The organism is Streptomyces sp. NPDC031274 (assembly GCF_055570235.1).
The window spans coordinates 567,791-590,810 of the sequence record NZ_JBVIHP010000002.1; the positions used below are offsets into that span (position 1 = coordinate 567,791).

Sequence of the window (23,020 nt, forward strand, 5' to 3'; positions counted from 1 at the left end):
CCCCGAAGCAGCCGGAGAGTTGTCGACGTCACACCAACCTGATCGACCTGCCTATTCGGTGCGCAGGGCCGTGGCGGTTCGGGCCCTGGCGGCCCAGCCCGCGGGCAGGAGCGCCCCCAGGGTGGCGATCAGCAGGCCGCCCAGTGCGAGCGGGAGCAATTCGGCCCCGTGATAGACGGCCATGACCGAGTCGGGGAGGCGGAGTCCCACGCTGTCGCCCATCGCGGGCATGACCCAGCCGTGCAGGGCCACGCCGAGTGGCACGCCCACGGCACCCGCGACAAGGCCGGTCACGAAGACCGAGGTGAGGACCATCGCGATGGTCTGCCGCGGCGTCATGCCGAGCGCCTTGTGCACACCGATCTCCCGGACGCGCTCGCGGGTGTCGAGCAGTACGCCGTTGAGCACGCCGAGCGCGGCGACGGCGACCAGCATCAGTGTGAGGATCGCCGACAGCGCGTTGAGAGTGACGACCATGTCGCCGCCGGCGTTGAGCCCGCCGACCCGAGCGGTCACCCCCAGCGGTGACAAGTCCTTGTTCAGCGTCGCGACGTAGGCGGAGGCGTCGGTGCCCGGCGTGACCGCGATGTGATGGCTCGTCTCCGTCAGGTCGGGATGCGCTGCCGTGAGGGTCGAGACGTCGGTGAAGACCTGCATGCCGTCGTTGCGCGGGTCGAGAACCTCGCCGACGATCCGGACCGTCACCGGCTCGGACATGCCGTCGAGAGTGACGGTGTCACCGATGCGGGTGCCGGTCGCGGTCAGGAAGGGGGTGGGGACAACCGCCTCGCCGGGCCTGTCGATCCAGCGGCCCGCGACCATCGTGTAACCGCCCCAGGAAGCGTCGCCGGAAAGGGCGACCGCGTCGATGGTGCCGGGCAGGCCGGACACCGTCGTGCGTACCGTCGCGGCGCTGTAGTACTTCCCGGTTCCGGCGTCGGCCCTGATGGCCGCGGCGACCGCGGCGGGATCCGCCTTGGGCTGCCGCTTCTGGGTATGAGGATCGGGATCGGGGCCTTGGGGGCCGAAGTCCGGCATGGGCGCGGGCACGACGACATCGGCCACGTCGTGGGCCTTGGCCTTCATCACCTGGCCGAGCGTCGCTCCCATCCCCACGGTGAAGGTGACGGCGACGGCACCGAACAGGATCGCGGTGCCCATGGCCAGCGCGCGGGCGGGCCGCGCGAAGGGCCTGGTCAGGCCCAGGGCGACCGGCCGCGGCAAGGGCAGCCGTCCGGCCAGGCGCGCCGCCCACCGGCCGTGCCCCGCCGAAGCGCTACGCCCGACGGCGAGCGCGTCGACCGTACGCAGCCGACCGGCCCGCCAGGCACTCGCCCACGCGGTCGCCGCCACCAGGCCGAGTACACCGGCGATCACCGCCAGGTCGACACCGGGTGCGATGGCCAGGGACGAGGTGCCGTAGACCTCCTCCGTCTCGGCCAGTACGGGGACGGCGAGCAGGTGGCCCGCGAGGACACCGAGGACCGTACCGGCGGCGGCCGGTATCAGCGCCTGGCCCACGTAGGCCCGTACGACCTGGGCCGGAGTGAAGCCGACGGCCTTGAGGATGCCGATGCGGCGCGTCCCCGTACCGACCGCCGATGCGACGACGTTGCCGACGATGAGCACCGACATGATCAGGCCCAGGGCGCCGAACGCGACGAGGAAGGGGACGTAGAGAGCGGTGTCGCGCTCGGCGGTCTTCCTGACGGTGAGCCAGGACTGTTCGCCGAGGGCTGCTCCATGTGCCAGGGGTGCCGTCACGGCCTTGCCGCCCGCGGTGATCTGCGCGGCGGTGCCTGCTGAGCTGAAGCGGTAGAGCATTTGGTAGCCGCCGTTGCCGGGTGCGGTGAGCGTCGGCATCTGGGACGGAACCACCCAGGCGTCGGCGGTCCGTGTGACCGAGCGGGCGACGCCGACCACCGTCAGTGTCGGACTGTCGGGCAGATGGGAGAAGGCGAGCTTCCTGCCCAGGGTCGGGATGAGGGAGGAGTCGGTCGACAGGACGATCTCGCCGGAACGGGTTGGCCACCGTCCGTCGAGGAGCGTCACCTCGTCCACGTCCCGGCCGGGATCGCCCCGGCCGGCCACGGTCATCGGCCACCCGGGTCCCGCCTCGTCCGCCCGCGGGGTGACCGTGGCCGTACGGAACGGCCCGGCTGCGTCGCTGACCCCTTCGGCGTCCTTGGACTTCGTCAGCTGTCCGGCACTCACCTTGCCCGCGTCGAACTGGACGGAAAGATGCGTACCTTGGTGCTTGGCGAACGCGTCGTCGAAGGGCGCGCTGGAGATCGCAAGGAGCGATCCGCCGAGGACGGATGCGGCCACTGCCATCATCGTGGCGAGGGCGATCACCAGTGTCTGCACCCGGCGTCGGCCCACACCCGAGCGCACCACCTTGCTGAGCACGCTCATCGCACGGCCTTCGGGGCGAGGTTCTGCTGCGCGCCGGTGTCCCCGGTGCCTCCGGTGTCCTCGGTGATCCGGCCGTCGCCGATCCGGAGCGTGCGCGTGGTGCAGGAGCGGGCAAGGGCCAGGTCGTGAGTGACGACGACGAGGGTCTGGCCCTCGGCGTTGAGGTCGGTGAGCAGCCTGCTGACGTCCTGTCCGGCGGCCGTGTCAAGGGCTCCGGTCGGCTCGTCGGCCAGGAGCAGGGGCGGCCGGTTCATCAACGCCCGTGCCACTGCGACGCGTTGCCTCTCGCCGCCCGAAAGGCGTCCCGGATAGGCGCCGGCGTGCCGGTCGACGCCGAGGTTCTCAAGGAGCTGAGCCGCCCGGCGGTCCGCCTCCCCGCGTGCCATGCCCGCGAGCCGCGCGGGCAGTACGACATTGTCGGCGACGGTCAGATCGTCGAGCAGATTGAAGAACTGGAAGACCATGCCGATCTTCGTCCGCCGGTACAGGGCAGATCCGGCTTCGCCCAGCCGATCCACCCGCACGCCGTCCACGGTCACGGTCCCCGTGTCCGGACGGTCCAGGCCCGCGATCAGGTTGAGCAGGGTGGACTTACCGCTGCCGGAGGGGCCGAGGACGGCGACGGCCTCGCCGCTGCGCACAGTCAGCGACGCCTCGTGCAGAGCGGGCGGACCGCCGTCGTATCGGCGGCTCACCTCGCGCAGTTCGATCACCGGCACGGTCATGAAGGGCTCCTCGCGTAAGGGCAGTTGGCTGCGTGAACGCTAGGAGCGGGCCCGGCTCGCGCGCGTCGCCCGCCCGGACCCATTGCGGTACCGCGCCGGGATGATCCCGCGAAACGTCATCCCTGCGATGTAGGCGGGTGATGTATCCGGTGCGAGCGGAATGACCACCACGGCGGACTCCGTGAGCCCGCGCGGCGGCGACAATGACCCGGTGATGAACGCACGTACGACGTTGGAGGGACTGGCGGAAGCCGTCCGCCGGACGGTCGACGACGCCAGGCGCCCGAGCGGTTCGCCGCTGCGGCTCACTCGGCGCGCCTGGCAGTTCGACGCGCTGGTGGCGCTGGCACTCGCCGTCACCACCGTCTACTACGGCATCGACAACGCCAACAACGTGGTGGTGCGTGAGATCGCACCCGGCGTGGAGTACGTCGTGCCGCGCCCGTCAGGGCCCGACGGCATGGCCTTCATGGTGGCCCTCGCGGCCATCGCCTCCGGCGCCCTCGCGCTGCGCCGCCGCTACCCGCTCACCGTGCTGTGCCTCGTGACCGCCGCGACACTGGCGACACCGCAGAGCGTCCTGCGACTGACTTTCTACGCGTTCGTCGTCGCCGTCTACAGCGCCGCCGTGTACAGCCCCTACCGGACGGCGACCCTGGCGGCGCTCCCGGTGTCGGTCCTCCTGGTCGGCACCTCGGGGAACTCGGTGACACCGATCGTCCCCAATGAGTACATCGCCCTGCTGATCCTGGTCCCGATGGCCGGAGCCGCCCTCGGGCTCCGCACCTGGAAACTCCGCACCGACGAAGGACGAACCAGGCTCACCACCCTGGAACGCGAACAGGCCGAGGCGCTGCACCGGGCTGTCGAGCGCGAACGCGCGAGGATCGCCCGCGAGTTGCACGACGTCGTCACGCACAACGTCAGCGTGATGGTCATTCAGGCGGGGGCCGCCCGGAAGATCATGAAGACTTCTCCCGAGCAGGCCGGCGAGGCACTGCTCGCCGTCGAGGCGGGCGGTCGGGCAGCCATGACCGAACTGCGGCACGTCATGGGCCTGCTCACCATGGACGGCGAGGGCGAGCCGACGGGCGGGGCCGACGACCCGGCCGACACAGCCGAGGACTTGGCCCCGCAGCCCGGCCTTGACCAGTTGGACAAACTCGTCGGACGCGTACGGGACGCGGGCCTGCCGGTCGACCTGACCGTGACCGGCCCACCCCGCGAGATCCCGCCCGGCATCGAGCTCGCCGTCTATCGCGTGGTCCAGGAAGCCCTGACCAACACCGTGAAGCACGCGTACGGCGCCACCGCATCCGTGACTCTCGAACGCCGCCCGGAATGGCTCCGGGTGGAGATCGCCGACACCGGTGGGCGCCCGGGTGCGGGCGCGGCGACCGGAAACGGCCGGGGACTGATCGGCCTGCGCGAGCGCCTCGCCGTCTACGAAGGGACCCTGGACGCCGGTCGGCGCCTGACCGGTGGCTACCGCGTGGAGGCCCTCATCCCCTTGGAGACACCGTGACCGAGCCGCTGCGTGTACTGCTGGCCGACGACCAGACCCTGGTCCGCACCGGATTCCGGTTGATCCTCGGTGCCGACGGCATCGATGTCGTCGCCGAGGCGACCAACGGAGCCGAAGCGGTCGAAGCCGCCCGCCGCACACGTCCCGACGTGATCCTGATGGACATCCGGATGCCGGAGATGGACGGCCTCGAGGCAACCCGCCGCATTCTCACCGGCGCCCACGGTGAACCCCGCGTCATCATCCTGACCACCTTCGACCTCGACCGGTACGTCTACGCGGCCCTGTCCGCCGGGGCCAGCGGCTTCCTCCTCAAGGACGTCACTCCCGAACACCTGGCCTCGGCCGTCCGCACGGTCCGCGCCGGCGACGCTCTCCTCGCGCCCGCCATCACCCGCCGTCTCGTTCAGCGGTTCGCCCAGCACGGCAGCGACACCGCGGCTCTCCACCGCGACCTCGCCGCGCTCACCCCGCGCGAGCTGGAAGTCCTCGGTCTGCTGGCCCGCGGGCTGAGCAACGCGGAACTCGCCACCCGCCTCCACCTCGCCGAGACCACCGTCAAAACCCACGTCGCCCGCATCCTCGCCAAACTCGGACTCCGTGACCGTGTCCAGGCCGTCATCGTCGCCTACGAGACCGGGCTGATCAGCGCCGGTACGCATGAGGCCACCCAACTGCCCACCGAGCTGACATAGACCGCCGACAGTACGACCGAATCGTGAAGGCGCAGGGGAGTCGGCCGGGCACGGTCAGCAACTCACCTCATGGGATCTACCAGTTGTCTCCACGACATCTTCATGTCGGTGAGTCCTGTTACCCGGCTATGACAAAGCGATCTTGAAATGGCTGTCAAGGCCTAAGTAGGTTCGATATGCACTGATCTTTTCGTTACAAGCCGGCGCCCCCGCGCCGGGAGAAAGGGATGCCTCATGGGTTCCCACGCCCGCCCCAACCGGATCCACCGGACGGGGGCCCGGATCGCGACGGTCGCACTGTTCGGCGCCGCCCTGCCGATCACCGCCGGTGGCCTCGCCCAGGCCGCCACCCCTGCGACACACTCCGCCGAGGTGAACGACCAGCAGAGTGGCGAGGCCGCCGCTCCCGCCGACCAGAGTCGGAGCACGCCGGACACGAGAAGTGCGGACGTCCCCAACACCAAGGCTGACCACGCTTTCCTCCTGGACGCCCGCGACGGCAGCCAGGAGCGGGAGATGTGGGCCGGGGCCAAGGCCGACGAGAGCGTGTCGATGGCCAGCACCACCAAGATCATGACCGCCCTGGTCGTGCTCAAGCACCCGGAGTGGCTTGACCGGCAGATCACGGTGAAGCAGGAATACCGGGACTACGTGTCGGAGAACGGCTCCAGTACGGCTGATCTCCAGGTCGGCGACAAGCTGACCGTCAAGCAGTTGCTGCACGCCATGCTGCTCCCCTCCGGGGCGGACGCGGCGATGGCCCTGGCTGACAACTACGGCGCCGGAGACACCGTGGACGCACGGATCGCCGACTTCGAGAACCAGATGAACACCGAAGCGCAGCAGCTGAACCTGACCGGAACGCACTTCGACTCCTTCGACGGCATCTCGCACGGTGACAACCGCAGCACCGCCCGCGATCTGGCGAAGCTCGGCCAGCGCGCGATGTTGCAGCCGGTGTTCGCCGACGTCGTGAAGAACAAGCAGTACAAGGCCGAGGCTCCGGCAGCCAATGGCAACACCCGGTACTACACCTGGGAGAACACCAACACTCTGCTGAGCACCTACGACGGCGCTCTGGGCATCAAGACCGGCAGCGGCACGGAAGCCGGCTACGCCGTCGTCTTCGCCGCCGAGCGGGACAACCGCACCCTCGTCGGCGCGATCCTCGCGACCGACAAGACCCGCTTCGAGGACGCCGCCAAGATGCTCGACTGGGGCTTCGCCCACTGACCGGACGGCCCCCGGATTTTTCATGTGCCGCACAGTAGGCCCCCGCTCGCCCTGACCACGGGCGAGCGGGGGCCTATTGCGCGGAGTGGTCGGCGCCGGATCAGAGAACGGCGTCGAGGAGCATGAACGCCGCCACCGCCAGGAGCACGGACGCGAAGGAGCGCTGCAGCAGGGGTCCCGACATCTTGAGGGCCAGGCGTTTGCCGTCCCACGCGCCCAGGAGTGCGGCGGCGGCGAACGGGCCGATGACCGACCAGTCGAGGCCCGCGACGGTAGCCCCTCGAGTGGCCAGGGAAGCCAATGAGTTGGCAGAGATGACCAGCAGACTGGTACCGATCGCGGCCTGCATCTCGAATGCGAGCACGGTGACCAGCGCCGGGACCGCGAGGAAGCCTCCCCCTACTCCCAGCAGGCCGGTCAGTGCGCCCAGACCGGCCCCGGTGCCCGCCGCCTTCGCAGGCCGCACCTGGCCGCTCCCGGCACCGGCCGCCGGTGTGGGACGCAGCATCCTGAGCGCGGCGAGACCGGCGACGGCGCCGAAAGCGATGGTGAGGGTGGCCTGGGGCAGGCGGCAGGCGACGGCTCCGGCGAGCGCGGCGGGCAGGAGGCCGGAGGCGGCGAACACGGATCCGGCTTTCCACCGTACGAGTCCGGCACGGGCATGGCCGTACAGTGCGGTCAGCGAGGTGGCGGTGACGATGACCAGGCTCGCGGTGGTGGCCGCCGCGGGGGTGAAGCCGAGCAGGTAGATCAACGCGGGCACGGCGAGGACGCTGCCCCCGCCGCCGAGCGCGCCGAGCGCCAGGCCGACCACGGCCCCCGCGATCAGAGCCAGGACGAGCGTGCTCACGCTGCTCGGCCGCTCTCCCCGGGTGTTCGTTCCGCACCGGCGAGGGGCAGACCCGCGTCGCGCGCGGCGTCGAAACCGTCGTCGACCGCGACGACTTGCCGCCCGCTCGCGTCCAGGAGAGAAGCGGCGATCGCGGCGCGCATCCCCCCGGCGCAGTGGACCCACACCGTGCCGTCCGGTATCTCGTCGATCCGCAGGCGCAGTTCGTGGACCGGGATGTGCACCGAGTCCGCGATGTGCCCGGCGGCGCGTTCGGAATCGCGGCGTACGTCGAGCACCAGTAATTCCCCGCCCCGCCGACGGGCCTCGGCGAGGTCGGTGAAGGTGGCGCGTGGGAACGACGCCGGCCGTTCCCCTTCGCGGAGCCAGCTCGCCGGGCCACCGGTGGCGGCGGCGGCCGGACGGTCGATGCCCACCCGGACCAGCTCGCGCTGCGCGGCTGCGATCTGTCCGGCCGTCTCGGCGAGCAGGGTGACGGGCTTGCCCCACGGGATCAGCCAGGCGAGATACGTGGCGAGCTTGCCCTCGCCCTCGAAGTTGAACGACCCGGCCACGTGCCCCTCGGCGAAGGCGACGCGGTTACGCAGGTCCACCACCCACTCGCCGGCGGCCAGCCGCTCGGCGATCTGTCGGGCGTCGGCGGGCTCGGGCGGGGTGAGATCGACGGGGGCGGGCCCTGCGGCGTTGGCCGGGCCCATGTGCGTGTAGTAGGCGGGTACTTCCTCCAGGCCCGATAGCGTCCGGGCGACGAACGTGTCCACATCGAGGGTGAGCGCGTCGTTGGCCCTGCGCTCGTCGCCGATCGTGGTCGCGTCGCCCGTTGCCTGGGAGGACGAGCAGAAACTGCCGAAGCCGTGGGTGGGGAGCACCGGCACGGCGTCGTCCAACTCGTCGGCGAGGCGCCGCGCGGAGGCGTGCTGGGCCCGGGCCAGTTGCTCGGTCAGCCGCGGCTCCACCAGGTCAGGGCGCCCCACCGTGCCGATCAGCAGGGAGCCACCGGTGAACGCCGCCACACCGCGGCCCCTCTCCTCCAGGACGTAGGAGGTGTGGTGGGGCGTGTGCCCGGGGGTGGCGATGGCACGCAGCTCAAGTCCCTCGTCCACCACGACCGTGTCACCATCGGCGACCGGAGTGCGGGCGAAGGACACCTGGGCCGCCGACGGCACCAGGTAGACGGCGCCGGTGACGCGCGCCAGCTCAAGGCCGCCGGTGACGTAGTCGTTGTGCACGTGGGTCTCCGCCACGTACGCGATGCGCACCCCGCGCCTCGTGGCGGCCGCGATCACCTGGTCGATGTCGCGCGGCGGGTCGACGGCGACCGCGGCACGTGTGCCGCCGGACAGATAACTGCGGTTTCCCAGACCCTCGAACACCAGAGTGTCGACGAAGAACATGGCTTTGATTCCCTTCATGAGGGGTGGGGAAGAACGGCCGGCTCGTCGCCGGGCGGGCGCTGCTTGCCGACCGCTCGGCGGACGCGGGGGCGCGACGCGGGTGCTGGATGCAGGCGCTGGATGCGGTGCCAGACGCGGGAACGAGTGGTGGCCTCGTCCAATGCCTCACGTCTGACTACTTCCCCGTAAGACGGGAGATGACCGGCAGTCCGGCCGCTTCCAGACTTCGAGCCCGCCGGTGACGCTGAAGACCGCGGAACGGCCGGCGCTCACCGCCTGCGCCGCGGCTCGCGTACTGCGTCGGCCGGTACGGCAGATGAACGCCACTGGCCCGTCGGGCAGTTCGGAAAGAGAGGCCGGTGCCGCGTCGAGCGCGGCATGCACGGCGCCGGCGGGACGGACGGCCGCCCACCCGTCGTCCCGCCGGACATCGACCAGAATCAGTTCGCCGTCGGCCGGACGGCGCCGAGCCTCCGTCGGTGACAGTTCGGCCACCTCATCGGCGTGGTCACCACCCTGCCCGGGGCCGCGGCCGGGACGACGGTCCGGATCGCCTCGTACCCCGAGGCGTGCGCGACGGCCAGCTGTTGGCCCAGCATCGGCACATGTTCATCGCCTCTTCCCAGTGGGCGAACGACTCCCACCCGGCGACGTTCACGAGACGGAACCTGCTCCCGGGCATGACCGTGCGGAACATGTGTAGGTCCGGACGCACCCGGGCTGTCCTGATACCGCAACCAGACGCGGCCGGACCGGACACCGATACAGCTAGCTACTCCGCTACTCCGCTACTCCGCTACTCCACGTTCCGCGCCAGGATCCCGAGTGTCGCGCGCAGGCCTGCCTCAGGGATGACCGGGAAGATGCCCGCGTCCCGGTACCGTTCCTCGATCTCGCTCCAGTCGTAGTACGAGGTGACCAGGGTGCCGCCCTCGTCCTTGCCCTCGCCCGCCTTGAGCCGGTAACCGTAGAGGTGCCGGATGGGAGGCTGTACTTGGCCGGAGATGGTCCATTCGATCAGGGCGTCCTGCTCGAATTTCGTGATGATCACGGTGACGTCGTACTTGCCCATTGGGTAGTCGTTCAACGACTCGCGGTCCATATGGACGACGAATTCATCGCCGGCCCCGCGCGCGGGCTTTCCCTCGGCGGACTGCAGCATTCCTGAACTGTCGATCGCCACATGTCCGGCGGGGTCGCACAACAACGTGAAGATTTTCTCCGGGGACGCCGCAATCTGACGCTGCACTTCGAATCGCTCTGTCGTCATATGAGCCACCCTTGCACGATCAAAGAACCCAGGACCAGCAGAGGCGGTGATCCGGTCGCCGTCCGCCGATCGACCCTCTCTGCCGTGCGGGGCTGCCCGTCGCGGTCGTGACAGCGTTCCTCGCTGTCGTGGCGGTCGTCGGGTTCGGGGTGAAGGCCGATCTGCCGTGGTGGGCTGTCGTGGCGGCTTCCCTGCCGACCGCTGGGCTCGCCGGTTGGACCGGGGCTCGGATCGGCCGTCAGGGAGGCAACGTTCGGCCTTGTTGTGGCGGCACCCCTTGCCGGAGTTGCGCGTGATCATCGACGGTCCGCGGCTGCGCGTCCATCACGGGGAGCGCGAGGCCGGGACGATGCTGCTGGAGCGGCCGGACGCCGTGCACGAGATCCGTCTCGCCGCCCAACGGTACGGATCCAACTGAATGACCGGCGTCAGCTTCGCTACGCCGACACTCCGCTAACGGGCGAATAGGGCCCTGTCCGGGTCATAGCCGGATGTACTGGCCTTTCTGGTAATTGACGTTCAGCTCTGGAGTGACATGCGTACCCGTAATCTCCCCCTCGCCCTGAGTCTTGCCGCCGTAGCACTGGCCGGCAGTGCCGGGAGCGCGGCCGCCACCGGCGACGACAACGGCACCACATCGCTGAGTGGCAACGGTGCCGAGACGGCGTTCGCCAACAGCAGCACCGACGGGAACATGAGCCCGCAGGGGAGCCTGGTCCAGGGCTCCTTGAACAAGCTCTGCCTCGGTGTGCCCGTCAAGGCGAACGTGGGATCCCTCGTCGGCCTCGTGCCGATCGCGGTCCAGGACATCCCGGTCCTCTCGGCACCGCAGAACCAGCAGTGCGCGGAGAACTCCACGCAGGACAAGGGCGACGAGCCGCTGTCGCACATCCTCAGCGACATCCCGGCGCTCTCGGGCAACGGCTCGAACAACAGCTGAGCCCATGCTGCTTCCGCGGGCCGGCATCGCCCGGCCCGCGGGGGCGGCGGCCCACGCGGGGAACGGTCGCCGCGGTCGCGTCAGCCGACCAGCAGCACGAGCTTCCCGCGTACACGGCCGCGCTCGCCGACGCGGTGTGCCTCCGCGACCTCCGCGACCTCGGCGAGCGGTTAGGCCCGCGCGACCGGAAGCGAGAAGCGCCCGGCCTCGATCAGCCCGCCGATCCCGGCGCGCGCGTGGACCGCGCGCGGCCTGCGTTCCCGCGGCCGCCCGTCTCAGCCGAACCGCAGGATGCTGCTCGCCAGCCGCGCCCGCAGGAAGGTGCAGGCGGTCGAGCGGCCGGCCGGCGTCGGGCGGGAGCAGCGAGAGGTCGTCCAGGCCTTCCTGGCGGCAGCGCGCGGCGGCGACTTCGAGGGGTTGCTGCGAGTACTCGACCCCGAGGTGAAAGTGTCCGTCGACACCCCGTCCGGCGTGGTCGTCACCCTCGGCGCCACCAAGATCGCAGCCGGCGCGCAACTGTCGGCCCGTGCGGCCACGCGGGGTCGGCCCGCGCTCGTCAACGGCCTCCCGGGGGTCATTTCCTGGCACGAGGACGGCACCCCGCTCTCGGTCGTCGCGTTCGCCGTCGTCGACGGCCGGATCACCGACATCAACGTCGTGATCGACCCGGCCAAGCTCGCGCTGATGGACCTGCCGGATCCGGCATGAGCTTCGCCGTCACCGCGCGCACAAGCGGTCCAACGCCGACTGGCTCGCGTCGTCCGCGGCGCGGTAGACCACCAACCGCTGGTCCGGATCTTGAAGTGGCATCAGCACGTCGAAATCCACCGCGAACACACCGACGTCAGGGTGCCGCAACACCTTGCTCCCACGGCCGTTGACCGCGATCTCCCGATCGGCCCACAAGCGCGCGAATTCCTCGTCACCAGCCGTGAATTCGGCGATGAGGTCGGTCAACGCCTGATCGTCCGGATGCGCGGCCCACGCGGCGCGCAAATGGGCGACCCCCTCCCGCACGACGCGTTGGCGGTCGACGTAGAGCTCGCGTATCCCCGGATGCATCAGACAGAGCCACATCGCATTGCGCTGCCGCGGCGGCAGAGTGTCGAAATCCAGTAGCAGGCTCGCCATCTCGCTGTTCCAGGCCAGGATGTCGTAGCGGTGGTTCATCAGCATGGTCGGCAGTGGCGAGAGGTCGGCCACAAGGCGGGCCAGGGGCGGCGTCGCCGTGGTGGCAGGCTTGTCGGCGTTACGGGGGCGCTGCTGGGCCAGGTTGAAGAGGTAGGCGCGTTCGTCGGGGGCCAGGCGCAGCGCCCCGGCCAGAGCTTCCACCACGTCCGCCGATGGCCGCAGCCCGCGGGCCTGTTCAAGACGTACGACGTAGTCGGTGCTGACCCCGGCAAGCTCGGCGACCTCTTCGCGGCGCAGACCCGGGGTCCGCCGTGCCTGCCGACGGGACGGCAGGCCGAAATCGTGCGGGTCAAGGCCCTCGCGCCGGGCCCGCAGGAACGCGGCCAACTCATGTGTCGTGTCCACCGTGCGGGTCGTCATGCTCGATCCAACAGCCAGGGTAGGACCGGTGTTCCCAGGAACTTCCTTCCCTTAACCCCTGCTCGCGGCGGTCACATGCTTGTTCTCGGCAGCGGATCACCAGCGCAAGAGGCGCAACAACCGCGTGAACCGCATCAAGCGCATCAAGCGCAACAAGTGCAGGAGGACACATGTCGCTCACCCTCGATACCTACCGGCTCCTCGGCCGCTCCGGGCTACGGGTCTCACCGTTGGCCCTGGGCGCGGCGACCTTCGGCACCGAATGGGGCTGGGGTGCCGAACGGGACGAGGCCCGCAAGTTGTTCGACCTCTACGTCGAGCGCGGCGGCAACTTCATCGACACCGCCAGTACGTACACCAACGGCAGCTCCGAGCGCCTCCTTGGCGAATTCACCCGCGACAACCGCGAAAGCCTGGTCCTCGCGACGAAATACACGACGCTGCGCCGACCCGGCGATCCGAACTCCGGGGGCCCTCAACGAAAGAGCCTGTTCGCGTCGGTGGAAACCAGTCTGCGACAGCTGAACACGGACTACATCGACCTGCTCTACCTGCACGTGTGGGACTTCACGACGCCGGTCGAGGAGATCCTGCGCGGCATGGACGATCTGGTCCGGCAGGGCAAGGTCTTGTACGTGGCGATCTCCAACGCCCCTGCCTGGCAGGTGTCACGCATGCAGGCGATCGCCGATCTGCGGGGCTGGTCGCCGCTGGTCGCGCTGCAGATCGAGTACAACCTGATCGAGCGCACCGGGGAACGCGACCTGATCCCCATGGCACGCGAGATGGGGTTGGGTGTGATCCCGTGGTCACCGCTGGCCGGCGGGGTGCTCACCGGCAAGTACAGCCGCGACGAACTGACCGCGAAGGACGTCGCGTCCGACGACGGCACCCGCAAGAGCCTCACCATCGCGAACGGCGCGATCACCGAACGCAACCTCGCCATCGTGGACGTCGTGAAGCAGGTCGCCACGGAGCTGGGACGCACACCCGCCCAGGTCGGTCTTGCCTGGACCCTGCGGAACCCGGGCGTGACGGCACCGATCATCGGCGCCCGCACCCCCGCACAGCTGGAGGACAACCTGGGCGCCCTCGGGGTCGACTTCACCGCCGCCCAACTGGCCCGCCTCGACGAGGCGAGCACGATCGGACTCGGCTTCCCGCACGACATGCTCGCCCGCGACACGATCCGCGCACTGACCCGCGGGGACATGACGGTCGAGGCCCGCCGCTGATACGGAGAGAAGAGGCGGAGAGAAGAGGCGGAGAGAAGAGGATCAGGCGGCTTCGGCGGCGCCGGCGCGCACCACGTTGGCGAGTGGCCGGCCCTGCTCCAGGCGGTTGATGTTCTCGGCGATCTCCGTCGCGCGGGCGGCGAAGGTGTCGGTGGTGTGGCCCGAGTGATGCGGGGTCATCAGGACGTTGGGCAGCCGGTGGAAGGGGAGGCGGCTCGGTGCCTGCGGCGGACCGGACCACCACACGTCGAGCGCGGCGCCCCTGATGACGCCGGAGCTGAGTGCCTCGTACAGCGCTTCCTCCTGTACGACGGGGCCGCGGGCCACGTTGACCAGGAGGGCGCCCGTTCCCATGGCGGCCAGTTCGGCGGGGCCGATCAGGCCGTGGGTCGCGGGGCCCAGGGGGACCGTGACCACCACGATGTCGGACTCGGAAAGGAGGTCGGGCAGCCGGTCGTTGCCGCCGATCCAGTCGGTGCGCAGGTCGGCGGGGACCGGCGCGGAGGGGTCGCGCCGCACGGCACGTACCCGTAGGCCGACCGCCTGGCACAGCCGGGCGACCTCGGTGCCGGTCTCACCGAACCCGATGATCCCCACCCGGCGGCCCCGCAGCGTGGTCCCGAACGGCAGCTCCGGGTCGACGGCCACATTGCGCCAGCGCCCCGAACGCAGCGCGCGGTCGGCGCCCAGGACGTCACGGGACAGCATCATGACGGACATGAGCACGTGCTCGGCGATGGAGCGGCCGTGGTGGTGGGTGGTGGTGACCGTCACTCCCGGGCCGAGCGCGTCCAGCGGGATGCCGTCGTAACCGGCGCCGACCACGTGGACGAGCCGGAGCCGTTCGGCGCGCCGGGCGTCCTCGGCGCGCAGCTGTGAGCCGACGTAGACCTCGACGTCGGGGATGCGCTCGGAGATCCGCGTGGCGGTCCAGTCGCAGGACTCCAGCCAGGTGTGCCGGCCTTCGGTGCCTGCCTTGAGCGGTTCGTGGAACCGGCTCAGGATGCGGTGGTTGAGCATGATGTGCATGGGCGGGTCACCACCGGGGGGGGCGCTTGGTCTCGAACGGGGGGATCATGCGACCCGCCAGCGCGGACAGTCCCGGAAGGCCACGGGAGTCACGGGAGCCACGGTGACGTCGGCGATACGTGCGGCGTTCCCTGCCATGAAGCCACCCTCATATGTAGTAGGCGTTCTCATTTGTAGACAGCGGTGTGTGGGCTGTCAATGGCCCCACTGCGACACAATGGCCCTACTACGGCACAGGGGTGAGCAGGGAGCCCTCCGTCATGAACTTCTGAAGGTTGTCAAGGACCAGATCGCCCATCGCCTGGCGCGTCTCGTGCGTGGCGCTCGCGATGTGGGGGAGCAGGACCACCCGGTCCGACTCCACCAGTTCCCGCGGCACGTTCGGCTCGTCTGCGAAGACGTCGAGCGCCGCACCGGCGATGCGCCCGTCCCGCACCGCCGCGACCAGGGCCGGTTCGTCTACGACGCTGCCGCGTGCGACGTTGACCAGGTAGCCCCGGGGTCCCAGCGCGTCGAGGACCTCCGCCGAGACCAGGCCCCGGGTGGCCGTGCCGCCCGCGACCGTGACGACGAGCGCGTCGCACTCCGCGGCGAGCTCCCGTGCGGTGGGCAGATGACGGTAGGGGACATCGGCGACCGGGACGCGCGAGCAGTACGCGATGCTCGTGCCGAACCCCTCGAACCGTCGCGCGACGGCCCGGCCGATGCGGCCGAGGCCGAGGATGCCGATCCGCTTGCCGCTCACCCGGGAGGCCAGCGGGAAGGGTGCGGAGCTCCACCTTCCACCGCGTACGTACCTGTCACCGGCCGACAGGCCGCGCATGACGTCGATCAGGGCGCCGACGGCGAGGTCGGCCACGCAGTCGGTGAGCACGTCAGGAGTGTTGCTGACGTCGACGCCCCGCGCCCGGGCGTGCGCCACGTCGGTGGTCTCGTAACCGACGCCGAAGTGGACGATCGCCCCCAGCCGCGGCAGCGCGTCCATCAGGGAGTTGCCGACGCCGAACCGCGCGCTGGTCACCGCGGCCACCACGTCGTCGGCGTGCTCGCGCAAGCCGGCGGCGGGGTCGGGCAGTTCGTGGAGACGCACGGTGCGGTAGCGCTCGGCCAGTGCCTTCTCCAGGTCGGGGAGCAGGGGAGAGACCTGGAGCACGGTGCCGGGTGCGGCAGCGGAGTTGGACATGGTGGTACTCCCGTCGTCGAGGGGTTCGTGACGGCGTGCGGTGCGCCGCGGACACAAGATCCGACCCTCCGCATGCCTTGACGCTGCTCCGGCGTCGGCTTAGCTTCAGCGTTCACGGATGCGGACTGGGTACGCAAGTGTAAACAGCATCAGGAGGTTGTCCCGCACTCGGATCGCCAGACAACAGCACTCCCCCCGGAGATACCCCGGAGATACGCCGACGATGAAGTCTTCCGTTTCTTCCCTCCCGCCCGGACGAAGGCGGCCCCGCACGATGAGCGCGCTGCTCCTTGCGGGCACGGTCCTCGTGTCCAGCGGCTGTGCCGTGGCCAACAGCGCGGGCGGCGACGCCGGTCGCGCCGACGGCCGCACCCTGCGGGTGGTGCTCACCCAGGAACCGCCGACGCTGGAACCCTGCGAAGCCTCACTGACCAGTACCGGCGTCGTCGTCCGGTCCAACATCACCGAACCCCTCGTCGAGCGCGATCCCGTCTCCGGCGATCTGGACCCCCTGCTCGCGACCGGCTGGAAGCAGACCGCGCCCCGCACCTGGACCTTCGACACCCGCAGCGGGGTGACCTTCCAGAACGGCGCGCCGTTCACCGCCGAGGACGCCGCCTTCTCCATCGAGCGGGCCGTCAACTCCGACCTCGCCTGCAACGTCGAGGGCTACGTCTTCGGCAATGACGACCTCAAGGTGAAGACGTCCGGGGAGAACCGGCTGACCGTCACCACCGCGGAGCCCGACCCCATCCTTCCGCTGCGCCTGAGCTTCGTGGAGATCGTGCCGCGTACGACCGACACCAAGTCGAAGGTGCGCATACCGATCGGCACAGGGCCGTACGCCGTCCACGACTGGCAGCCCGGAGCCGCGATCTCCCTCAGCCGCTACGACGACTACTGGGGCAAGGCTCCCGACTTCCCCCGGGCCCGCTACGTCTGGCGCAGCGACGCCAGTGTCCGGGCCGCCATGATCGACAAGGGGGAGGCGGAGATCGCCGTGGCACTCGATCCCACGGAGGCGGAGAAGGACACGACCGTCGCCTATCCCAACAACGAGACGACCGCGCTACGGCTCGACGGCCGCGAGGCGCCACTCGACGACCTGCGGGTGCGCCGGGCGATCGACATGGCCGTCGACCGCGAGGGCATCATCGACGCCCTGCTCGGCGGACTCGCCGAACCGGCCGCCCAGTTGGTGCCACCGGGAGTGGTGGGGCACAACGACAGGATCAAACCGACCCGGCAGGACGTGACCGGGGCCCAGGCCCTGGTCAGAGAGGCGAAGGCCGACGGCGTACCCACCGGCCGGACGATCACCCTGGTCGCCCGCAACGGCATGTTCTCCGGAGTGTCGGAGACCGCGGAGGCGCTGCAGTACCAGATGGAACGAATAGGGCTGGACGTGAGAGTCCGGATGGCCGACACCGCCACCCATCTCCAGTACCAGCTGCGGCCGTTGCCCAAGAACGTCGGACCCGTCGCCCTGCTCATGATGCACGGCAACCAGGCCGGTGACACGGCCTTCACCACCAGCCAGTACCTGCTGAGCGATGGACCGCAGTCCACCTTCGGCAGCAAGGATCTCGACAAGCTCGTCACCGACGCGGGCGCACTGTCCGGCGAGAAGCGGCAGAAGGCCTTCGCCGACCTGCTCGTCCGCCAGAACAAGACCGTCGCGCAGTACTCCCATGTCGCCCACATGAACGGACTGCTCGGCCTTTCACGGTCGATCCGGTACAAGCCGAACTCCGCCACCGGGGACGAACTCCGTCTCGCCGAGGTCGGCCAGGCAAAGGCGGCGAGGCGCTGACATGTTCCCCTTCCTGCGCAAACGCATGGTCTCCAGTGCCATCCCGCTGGTGTTCGTGGTCCTCGGCGTGTTCTTCCTGGCCCGGATGACCGGCAACCCGGTCGACCTCTATCTCCCTCTGAGCGCCACCGCCGAGCAGCGCGCCGAGTTCTCCGCAGCCCAGGGCTTCGATCTGTCGATCCCGGCCCAGCTGTGGAACTACCTCGTCGACGCCGTCCAGCTGGACTTCGGCACCTCCCTGCGGACCGGGGAGTCGGCGGGCGGGATGGTGCTCGACGCCTTCCCCGTCACCCTGCAGCTCGCCGGCGTGACCATGCTGCTCGCCATCACCGGAGCGGTCCTCGTCGGCAGCCTTGCCGCCTACCGCCCCAACTCCCTGGTCGACCGGATCGCCAGCCTGCTTTCGATGACGGCCGCCAGCATCCCCGACTTCTGGTTCGCCATCATGGGCGTACTGGTCTTCGGTGTGAGCCTCGGACTCCTGCCCACCTCCGGCACGTTGGGCGGACCCGAGATCTGGGTACTGCCCATCGCCACCCTGCTGATCCGCCCGTTCGGGGTCCTCGTCCAGGTGGTGCGCGGCAGCATGGTCGCCGCGCTGTCCGCGCCGTACGTCAAGATCGCCCGGAGCAAGGGCGCAGCGCCCCGGCGGGTGATCTTCGGCCACGCCCTGCGCAACGCGGTGACGCCCGTCCTCACCGTGGCGGGCGACCTGACGGTGGGCCTCGTCAACGGCGCGGTGATCGTCGAGACGATCTTCGGCTGGCCCGGCATCGGGAAACTCATGATCGACTCCATCCTCCAGCGCGACTTCGCGGTATTGCAGGCAGCGGTGCTTCTGACCGCGGTGACGATCTTCGCGCTCAACATCCTCGTCGACGTCTGTCACGCGCTGACCGACCCCCGCGTGCGTCAGGCGGTGCCCGCGTGAGCGAAGGAAGCACCATGCCCGGAGAAGTGTCATCCGCAGCCCCCGAGACCGTTCCCGCTCCCGGATCCGCCCCCACCCGCGCCCGCGCGTCGCGCTGGTGGCGGATGCTGGGCCGCGATCGCGCCGCGGCCGTCGGGGCGGTCATCCTCACCCTGGTCGCCCTCGTGGCGCTCCTCGGCCCGCTGATCATCAAAGACCGCGCACAGCGTCAGAACCTGGACGCCTCCCTGCGGCCACCGTCCCTGGGCGACGGGGTGTACGGACTGCTCGGTACAGACGTCCTGGGCCGCAGCGTGCTGGCCCGCCTTGTCGAGGCCGCCGCGACGACCCTGTCCGTGGCCGTCCCTGCCGTGCTGTGTTCGCTGGCCATCGGCTCGGCCCTCGGACTGTGGGCCGGTTACCACGGGGGCCGGCGCGAGAGTCTCGCCATGCGCGTCGCCGACGTGATCCTCAGCTTCCCCTCGCTCCTTATCGCGGTGGTCGTGCTGTACGTCTTCTCGCCCAGCGCCCTGAACATCGTGCTGATCCTCGCCGTCACCCGCGTTCCCGTGTACCTGCGTACCGCGCGGGCGGAGGCCGCCGAACTGCGCAGCCGCCTGTTCGTCGACGCGGCCCGTACCTTCGGCACGCCGAGCAGGAAGATCATCTACTGGCACATCCTGCCGATCGCCCTGCCGACGCTCCTGACGGTCGCCACCCTCGACTTCTGTTTCGTCATGCTCACCGAGTCATCGCTGAGCTTCCTCGGCATCGGCATCCAGCCGCCGGACGTCAGCTGGGGCCTGATGGTCGCTCAGGGGCGGCAGTACCTCCAGACCGCCTGGTGGATCACCGTCCTTCCGGGGCTCGCCATCGTGCTCACCACGGTCTCCGCCACGGTCCTCGCCGCCTGGGCCCGCATCGCCACCGACCCCGCACAGCGCTGGCGCCTGACGCTGCCGACGAAACGCCGCGGCGCCTCCGCCGCCGTTCCTCCGGAGTTGATCCCGTGACGACGACCGCCATCCCCGCACCGTCCGACACCGATGTCCCCGCCCTCGCCCTCGACGTCGAAGGACTCTGCGTCGATCTGAGCACGCCCACGGGGACAGTGCGTGCCGTGGACGGCGTCAGCTTCAGCGTCCGGCGCGGCCGCACCCTGGCTCTCCTCGGCGAGTCGGGCTGCGGCAAGTCCATGACCGCTCTGTCGGTCGTGGGACTCCTTGATCCCGCGGCCGATGTCACCGGCGGCGCGGTCCGCGTCAGGGGCAGCGACACTCTGCGGCTGAGTCCGGCGGAACGCCGCAAGCTGGCCGGACCTGTCCTGTCGATCGTCTTCCAGGACGCCCTGACCGCCCTCAACCCGGTGCAGCCGGTGGGCCGGCAGATCGGCGAGCCGTTCCGCATCCACCGCGGACTCTCCCGGCGCCAGGCCAAGGAGAAGGCGATCGAGCTGATGACGCGCGTGGGCATCCCCGAGCCGAGGCAACGGGCCCGCTCCTACCCGCACCAGTTCTCCGGCGGTATGCGGCAGCGGCTCCTCATCGCGATGGCCGTCGCCCTCGATCCCGACGTGCTCATCGCCGACGAACCCACCACCGCGCTCGACGTGACCGTGCAGGCGCAGATCATGCGGCTACTGCGGGACATCCAGAACGAACGCGACATGGCTCTCGTCCTGATCACCCACGACCTGGCCGTGGTCGCCCAACGCGCGGACGACGTGGTCGTGATGTACGCGGGCACGGTCGTGGAGAACGGAGCGGTGCGGGACGTCTTCGCCGCTCCCCGCCACCCCTACACCCGGGGACTGCTCGACTCGGTCCCCGAACACGCGGTACGCGGGCGCCCGTTGCCCGCCGTGCCCGGCAGCCCGCCCGAGTTGAGCGCGGTGCCGCCCGGATGCGTCTTCCAGGACCGCTGCCCGCTGGTACGCGAACGCTGTGTCCGGGAACGGCCGGTGCTGCGTCCGTCGGGTGAGGGCCGTACGACCGCCTGCCACTTCTCAGAGGAGCTGGCCGATGTCTGAGCCCCGAGCTGCCGCCGCAGCACCCGTCGCACCGCAGGCAGCCGAAGCCAGGCCGCTGTTCGAGGTCAGTGGCGTCAGCAAGAGTTTCGGCAGCGGCCGTCGCCGACTGACCGCCCTCGACGGCGTCGACGTACAACTCGGCAGGGGAGAGATCCTCGGGCTCGTCGGCGAGTCCGGCTGCGGCAAGTCCACCCTGGCCCGGGTGCTGCTCGGGCTCGAACGGCCCGACGCGGGCACGGTGCGGTTCGACGGCACCGACCCGTTCGCCCTGCGCGGCAAGGAACTCCTCGCCTGGCGCCGCCGCGTCCAGATGGTCTTCCAGGACCCCTTCGCCTCCCTCAACGCGCGCATGTCGGCGGCCGACCTGATCGGCGAACCCTGGCGCACCCACCGGGACGTCGTACCGGGCCCGAAGGCCAGGGAGAAACGCGTCCGCGAACTCCTCGCCCTGGTCGGCCTGCGGGAGAGCGACGCCCGCCGCTATCCGGGCGAGTTCTCCGGCGGACAGCGTCAGCGCATCGGCATCGCCCGCGCGCTGGCCCTCGACCCCGACGTCATCGTGTGTGACGAGCCCGTCTCCGCCCTTGACCTGTCCGTGCAGGCGCAGGTCCTGAACGTCCTGTCGGAACTCCGCTCACGCCTCGGTGTCGCGTACGTGTTCATCTCCCACGACCTGTCCGTGGTGCGCTACATCGCCGACCGGGTGACGGTGATGTACCTGGGCAAGGTCATCGAGCACGGGAACACCGAGGAGGTCTTCGACCGGCCCCAGCACCCCTACACCTCCGCGCTGATGTCGGCCGCACCGGTCCTTGACGCCTCCCGGGCCACCGGTGACCGGGAGATCCAGCTCCAGGGGGAGATCCCCTCGCCCTTCGACATCCCCTCAGGCTGCCGCTTCCGTACCCGGTGCTGGCGAGCCGAGGACCTGTGCGCCACCCAGGCGCCGCCGCTCGTTGTCCGCGGGACGACGGGCGCGGCCGACTCCCATACGGCTCTGTGCCACTTCCCCTTGGAGCCGGTGACGGAGTCCGCGGGGGAATGAGCACCCTCTTGTTGCACATATATTGCAAGTAGAGAATGTGTGCAACAAGGAGGGGCGCAGTGAGCGAACCGGTGGTGTTGGGGATCGAGTCGTCGTGCGACGAAACCGGCGCGGGCATCGTGCGGGGCGGAGAACTCCTCGCCCACGTGGTGGCGTCGAGCATGGACGAACACGCTCGCTTCGGCGGCGTGGTGCCCGAGATCGCCGCCCGCGCCCATCTGCACGCCTTCACCCCGGTCGTGCGACAGGCCCTGGCGGACGCCGGTCTGCGGCTGGGGCAGATCGACGCAGTCGCCGTCACCACGGGACCCGGCCTCTCCGGCGCCCTCCAGGTCGGCCTTGCCGGTGCGAAGTCCCTGGCCTACGCGGCGGACGTACCGCTGTACGGAGTGCACCACCTGGCCGGACATGTCGCCGCCGACACCCTCGAGCACGGGCCGCTGCCCGAGCCGTGCGTGGTCCTGATCGTTTCCGGCGGCCACACGTCCCTGCTCCTGGTGCCGGACCTGGTGCGCGAGCCGATCCTGCACCTGGGCGACACGCTCGACGACGCGGCCGGCGAATGCTTCGACAAGGTCGCCCGCATCCTCGGGCTGCCCTATCCGGGCGGGCCCGCCATCGACCGCGCCGCGCGTGACGGCGACCCTGGGGCGGTCACCTTCCCGCGCCCACTGACCCGGGCCGGGGACGACCCGTACGCGTTCTCCTTCTCCGGACTGAAGACGGCCGCCGCACGCTGGGTGGAGCAGCACCGGCAGCGCGGCGCGGAGCTGTCGGTCGCCGATGGGGCGGCCGCCTTGCAGGAAGCTGTCGCCGACGTCCTCACCCGCAAGGCCGTGCGGGCGTGCCGCGACCACGACGTGAAGACACTGATCGTGGTCGGCGGGGTGGCCGCGAACTCCCGTGTGCGGGGCCTGGCCGAGCAGCGCTGCCAGGCCGCGGGCATCGAGCTGCGGGTGCCGCCGATGACGCTCTGCACCGACAACGGAGCCATGATCGCCGCCGTCGGTGACCTGTTGGTCCGCTCCGGCGCCCAACCCGCCCCGCTCGACGTGTCGATCGACCCGTCCGCACCCCTGGAGCACGCGTCCCTCACACCGCTGCCGAGGCCCTCGGTGCGGGCTGCTTGAAGTCACCGCTCACCCTCACCGCTCACCCTTACCGCCCTGCCCGCACCC

The 23,020-nt window shown here is 70.2% G+C and carries 22 protein-coding genes and 2 pseudogenes; 13 read left to right on the forward strand and 11 right to left on the reverse strand.

What is annotated here, in order from left to right; genetic code table 11:
* Nucleotides 1-51 precede the first annotated feature (51 nt).
* Complete coding sequence (locus ACZ5CR_RS05445; RefSeq protein ID WP_468853783.1) at nt 52-2,415, reverse strand: ABC transporter permease; 2,364 nt, start codon at nt 2,413-2,415, stop codon at nt 52-54.
* On the reverse strand, nt 2,412-3,140 hold the full coding sequence (locus ACZ5CR_RS05450) for an ABC transporter ATP-binding protein (protein WP_468853785.1): 729 nt from the start codon (nt 3,138-3,140) through the stop codon (nt 2,412-2,414). Before ACZ5CR_RS05450 ends, ACZ5CR_RS05445 begins: the two co-directional genes overlap by 4 nt.
* Nucleotides 3,141-3,354: 214 nt before the next feature.
* On the opposite strand from ACZ5CR_RS05450, the gene ACZ5CR_RS05455 reads away from it, so the two are divergent.
* From ACZ5CR_RS05455 to ACZ5CR_RS05465, 3 genes are all read left to right on the forward strand, one after another.
* Nucleotides 3,355-4,665, forward strand: coding sequence for a sensor histidine kinase (locus ACZ5CR_RS05455; protein WP_468853909.1), 1,311 nt, complete (start codon nt 3,355-3,357; stop codon nt 4,663-4,665).
* Nucleotides 4,662-5,360, forward strand: a complete 699-nt coding sequence (locus tag ACZ5CR_RS05460) for a response regulator (protein ID WP_468853787.1) — start codon at nt 4,662-4,664, stop codon at nt 5,358-5,360. The genes ACZ5CR_RS05455 and ACZ5CR_RS05460 overlap by 4 nt, the downstream gene beginning before the upstream one ends.
* A 234-nt stretch (nt 5,361-5,594) precedes the next feature.
* Entirely contained in the window at nt 5,595-6,593 is a 999-nt protein-coding gene (locus ACZ5CR_RS05465) for a D-alanyl-D-alanine carboxypeptidase family protein (RefSeq protein WP_468853789.1), read from the forward strand.
* Nucleotides 6,594-6,693: 100 nt separating this feature from the next.
* Here the strand turns inward: ACZ5CR_RS05465 and ACZ5CR_RS05470 are convergent, their stop codons facing one another.
* From ACZ5CR_RS05470 to ACZ5CR_RS05490, 5 genes are all read right to left on the reverse strand, one after another.
* On the reverse strand, nt 6,694-7,443 hold the full coding sequence (locus ACZ5CR_RS05470; protein ID WP_468853791.1) for a sulfite exporter TauE/SafE family protein: 750 nt from the start codon (nt 7,441-7,443) through the stop codon (nt 6,694-6,696).
* Nucleotides 7,440-8,837, reverse strand: coding sequence for an MBL fold metallo-hydrolase (locus ACZ5CR_RS05475; protein WP_468853912.1), 1,398 nt, complete (start codon nt 8,835-8,837; stop codon nt 7,440-7,442). The genes ACZ5CR_RS05470 and ACZ5CR_RS05475 overlap by 4 nt, the downstream gene beginning before the upstream one ends.
* Before the next feature lie 165 nt (nt 8,838-9,002).
* On the reverse strand, nt 9,003-9,332 hold the full coding sequence (locus ACZ5CR_RS05480) for a rhodanese-like domain-containing protein (RefSeq protein ID WP_468853793.1): 330 nt from the start codon (nt 9,330-9,332) through the stop codon (nt 9,003-9,005).
* Entirely contained in the window at nt 9,278-9,436 is a 159-nt protein-coding gene (locus ACZ5CR_RS05485) for a hypothetical protein (RefSeq protein WP_468853915.1), read from the reverse strand. The genes ACZ5CR_RS05480 and ACZ5CR_RS05485 overlap by 55 nt, the downstream gene beginning before the upstream one ends.
* Nucleotides 9,437-9,633: 197 nt before the next feature.
* On the reverse strand, nt 9,634-10,107 hold the full coding sequence (locus ACZ5CR_RS05490) for an SRPBCC family protein (RefSeq protein WP_468853796.1): 474 nt from the start codon (nt 10,105-10,107) through the stop codon (nt 9,634-9,636).
* A gap of 292 nt (nt 10,108-10,399) precedes the next feature.
* On the opposite strand from ACZ5CR_RS05490, the gene ACZ5CR_RS05495 reads away from it, so the two are divergent.
* Together ACZ5CR_RS05495 and ACZ5CR_RS05500 are read left to right on the forward strand one after the other, a co-directional pair.
* Entirely contained in the window at nt 10,400-10,525 is a 126-nt protein-coding gene (locus tag ACZ5CR_RS05495; protein WP_468853797.1) for a hypothetical protein, read from the forward strand.
* Between the two features lie 117 nt (nt 10,526-10,642).
* On the forward strand, nt 10,643-11,047 hold the full coding sequence (locus tag ACZ5CR_RS05500) for a rodlin (RefSeq protein WP_389916528.1): 405 nt from the start codon (nt 10,643-10,645) through the stop codon (nt 11,045-11,047).
* An 80-nt stretch (nt 11,048-11,127) separates the two neighbouring features.
* Here the strand turns inward: ACZ5CR_RS05500 and ACZ5CR_RS05505 are convergent.
* Nucleotides 11,128-11,295 (reverse strand): annotated as a pseudogene (locus ACZ5CR_RS05505) (zinc-binding dehydrogenase); the annotation flags it as partial.
* Nucleotides 11,296-11,341: 46 nt separating this feature from the next.
* Here ACZ5CR_RS05505 and ACZ5CR_RS05510 point away from each other — a divergent pair.
* Nucleotides 11,342-11,755, forward strand: a pseudogene (locus tag ACZ5CR_RS05510) (sigma-70 family RNA polymerase sigma factor family protein); the annotation flags it as partial.
* A gap of 9 nt (nt 11,756-11,764) precedes the next feature.
* On the opposite strand, the gene ACZ5CR_RS05515 reads toward ACZ5CR_RS05510, so the two are convergent.
* Nucleotides 11,765-12,598: a helix-turn-helix transcriptional regulator gene (locus ACZ5CR_RS05515; protein ID WP_468853800.1), complete on the reverse strand. Its 834-nt coding sequence runs from the start codon at nt 12,596-12,598 to the stop codon at nt 11,765-11,767.
* Between the two features lie 170 nt (nt 12,599-12,768).
* Between ACZ5CR_RS05515 and ACZ5CR_RS05520 the strand changes: the two genes are divergently transcribed.
* Nucleotides 12,769-13,833, forward strand: a complete 1,065-nt coding sequence (locus ACZ5CR_RS05520) for an aldo/keto reductase (RefSeq protein WP_468853803.1) — start codon at nt 12,769-12,771, stop codon at nt 13,831-13,833.
* 42 nt (nt 13,834-13,875) lie between these two features.
* Here ACZ5CR_RS05520 and ACZ5CR_RS05525 read toward each other — a convergent pair whose 3' ends face one another.
* On the reverse strand, nt 13,876-14,862 hold the full coding sequence (locus ACZ5CR_RS05525) for a 2-hydroxyacid dehydrogenase (protein WP_468853806.1): 987 nt from the start codon (nt 14,860-14,862) through the stop codon (nt 13,876-13,878).
* A gap of 226 nt (nt 14,863-15,088) precedes the next feature.
* Complete coding sequence (locus ACZ5CR_RS05530; RefSeq protein WP_468853808.1) at nt 15,089-16,045, reverse strand: 2-hydroxyacid dehydrogenase; 957 nt, start codon at nt 16,043-16,045, stop codon at nt 15,089-15,091.
* A 274-nt stretch (nt 16,046-16,319) separates the two neighbouring features.
* Between ACZ5CR_RS05530 and ACZ5CR_RS05535 the strand changes: the two genes are divergently transcribed.
* The 6 genes from ACZ5CR_RS05535 to tsaD are packed head-to-tail and all read left to right on the forward strand — an operon-like array spanning nt 16,320 to nt 22,972.
* Nucleotides 16,320-17,858 carry an ABC transporter substrate-binding protein gene (locus ACZ5CR_RS05535; RefSeq protein WP_468853810.1) on the forward strand — a complete coding sequence of 513 codons (1,539 nt, stop codon included), beginning with the start codon at nt 16,320-16,322 and terminating at the stop codon, nt 17,856-17,858.
* A 1-nt stretch (nt 17,859) separates the two neighbouring features.
* On the forward strand, nt 17,860-18,789 hold the full coding sequence (locus tag ACZ5CR_RS05540) for an ABC transporter permease (protein ID WP_468853812.1): 930 nt from the start codon (nt 17,860-17,862) through the stop codon (nt 18,787-18,789).
* Nucleotides 18,790-18,803: 14 nt separating this feature from the next.
* The gene (locus tag ACZ5CR_RS05545) at nt 18,804-19,781 is read left to right on the forward strand and encodes an ABC transporter permease (protein WP_468853815.1); all 978 of its coding nucleotides are present in this window, start codon (nt 18,804-18,806) and stop codon (nt 19,779-19,781) included.
* Nucleotides 19,778-20,797 carry an ABC transporter ATP-binding protein gene (locus ACZ5CR_RS05550; protein ID WP_468853819.1) on the forward strand — a complete coding sequence of 340 codons (1,020 nt, stop codon included), beginning with the start codon at nt 19,778-19,780 and terminating at the stop codon, nt 20,795-20,797. The genes ACZ5CR_RS05545 and ACZ5CR_RS05550 overlap by 4 nt, the downstream gene beginning before the upstream one ends.
* Nucleotides 20,790-21,842, forward strand: a complete 1,053-nt coding sequence (locus ACZ5CR_RS05555) for an ABC transporter ATP-binding protein (RefSeq protein ID WP_468853822.1) — start codon at nt 20,790-20,792, stop codon at nt 21,840-21,842. The genes ACZ5CR_RS05550 and ACZ5CR_RS05555 overlap by 8 nt, the downstream gene beginning before the upstream one ends.
* A 35-nt stretch (nt 21,843-21,877) precedes the next feature.
* Entirely contained in the window at nt 21,878-22,972 is a 1,095-nt protein-coding gene (tsaD, locus tag ACZ5CR_RS05560) for a tRNA (adenosine(37)-N6)-threonylcarbamoyltransferase complex transferase subunit TsaD (protein WP_468853825.1), read from the forward strand.
* Nucleotides 22,973-23,020 lie beyond the last annotated feature (48 nt).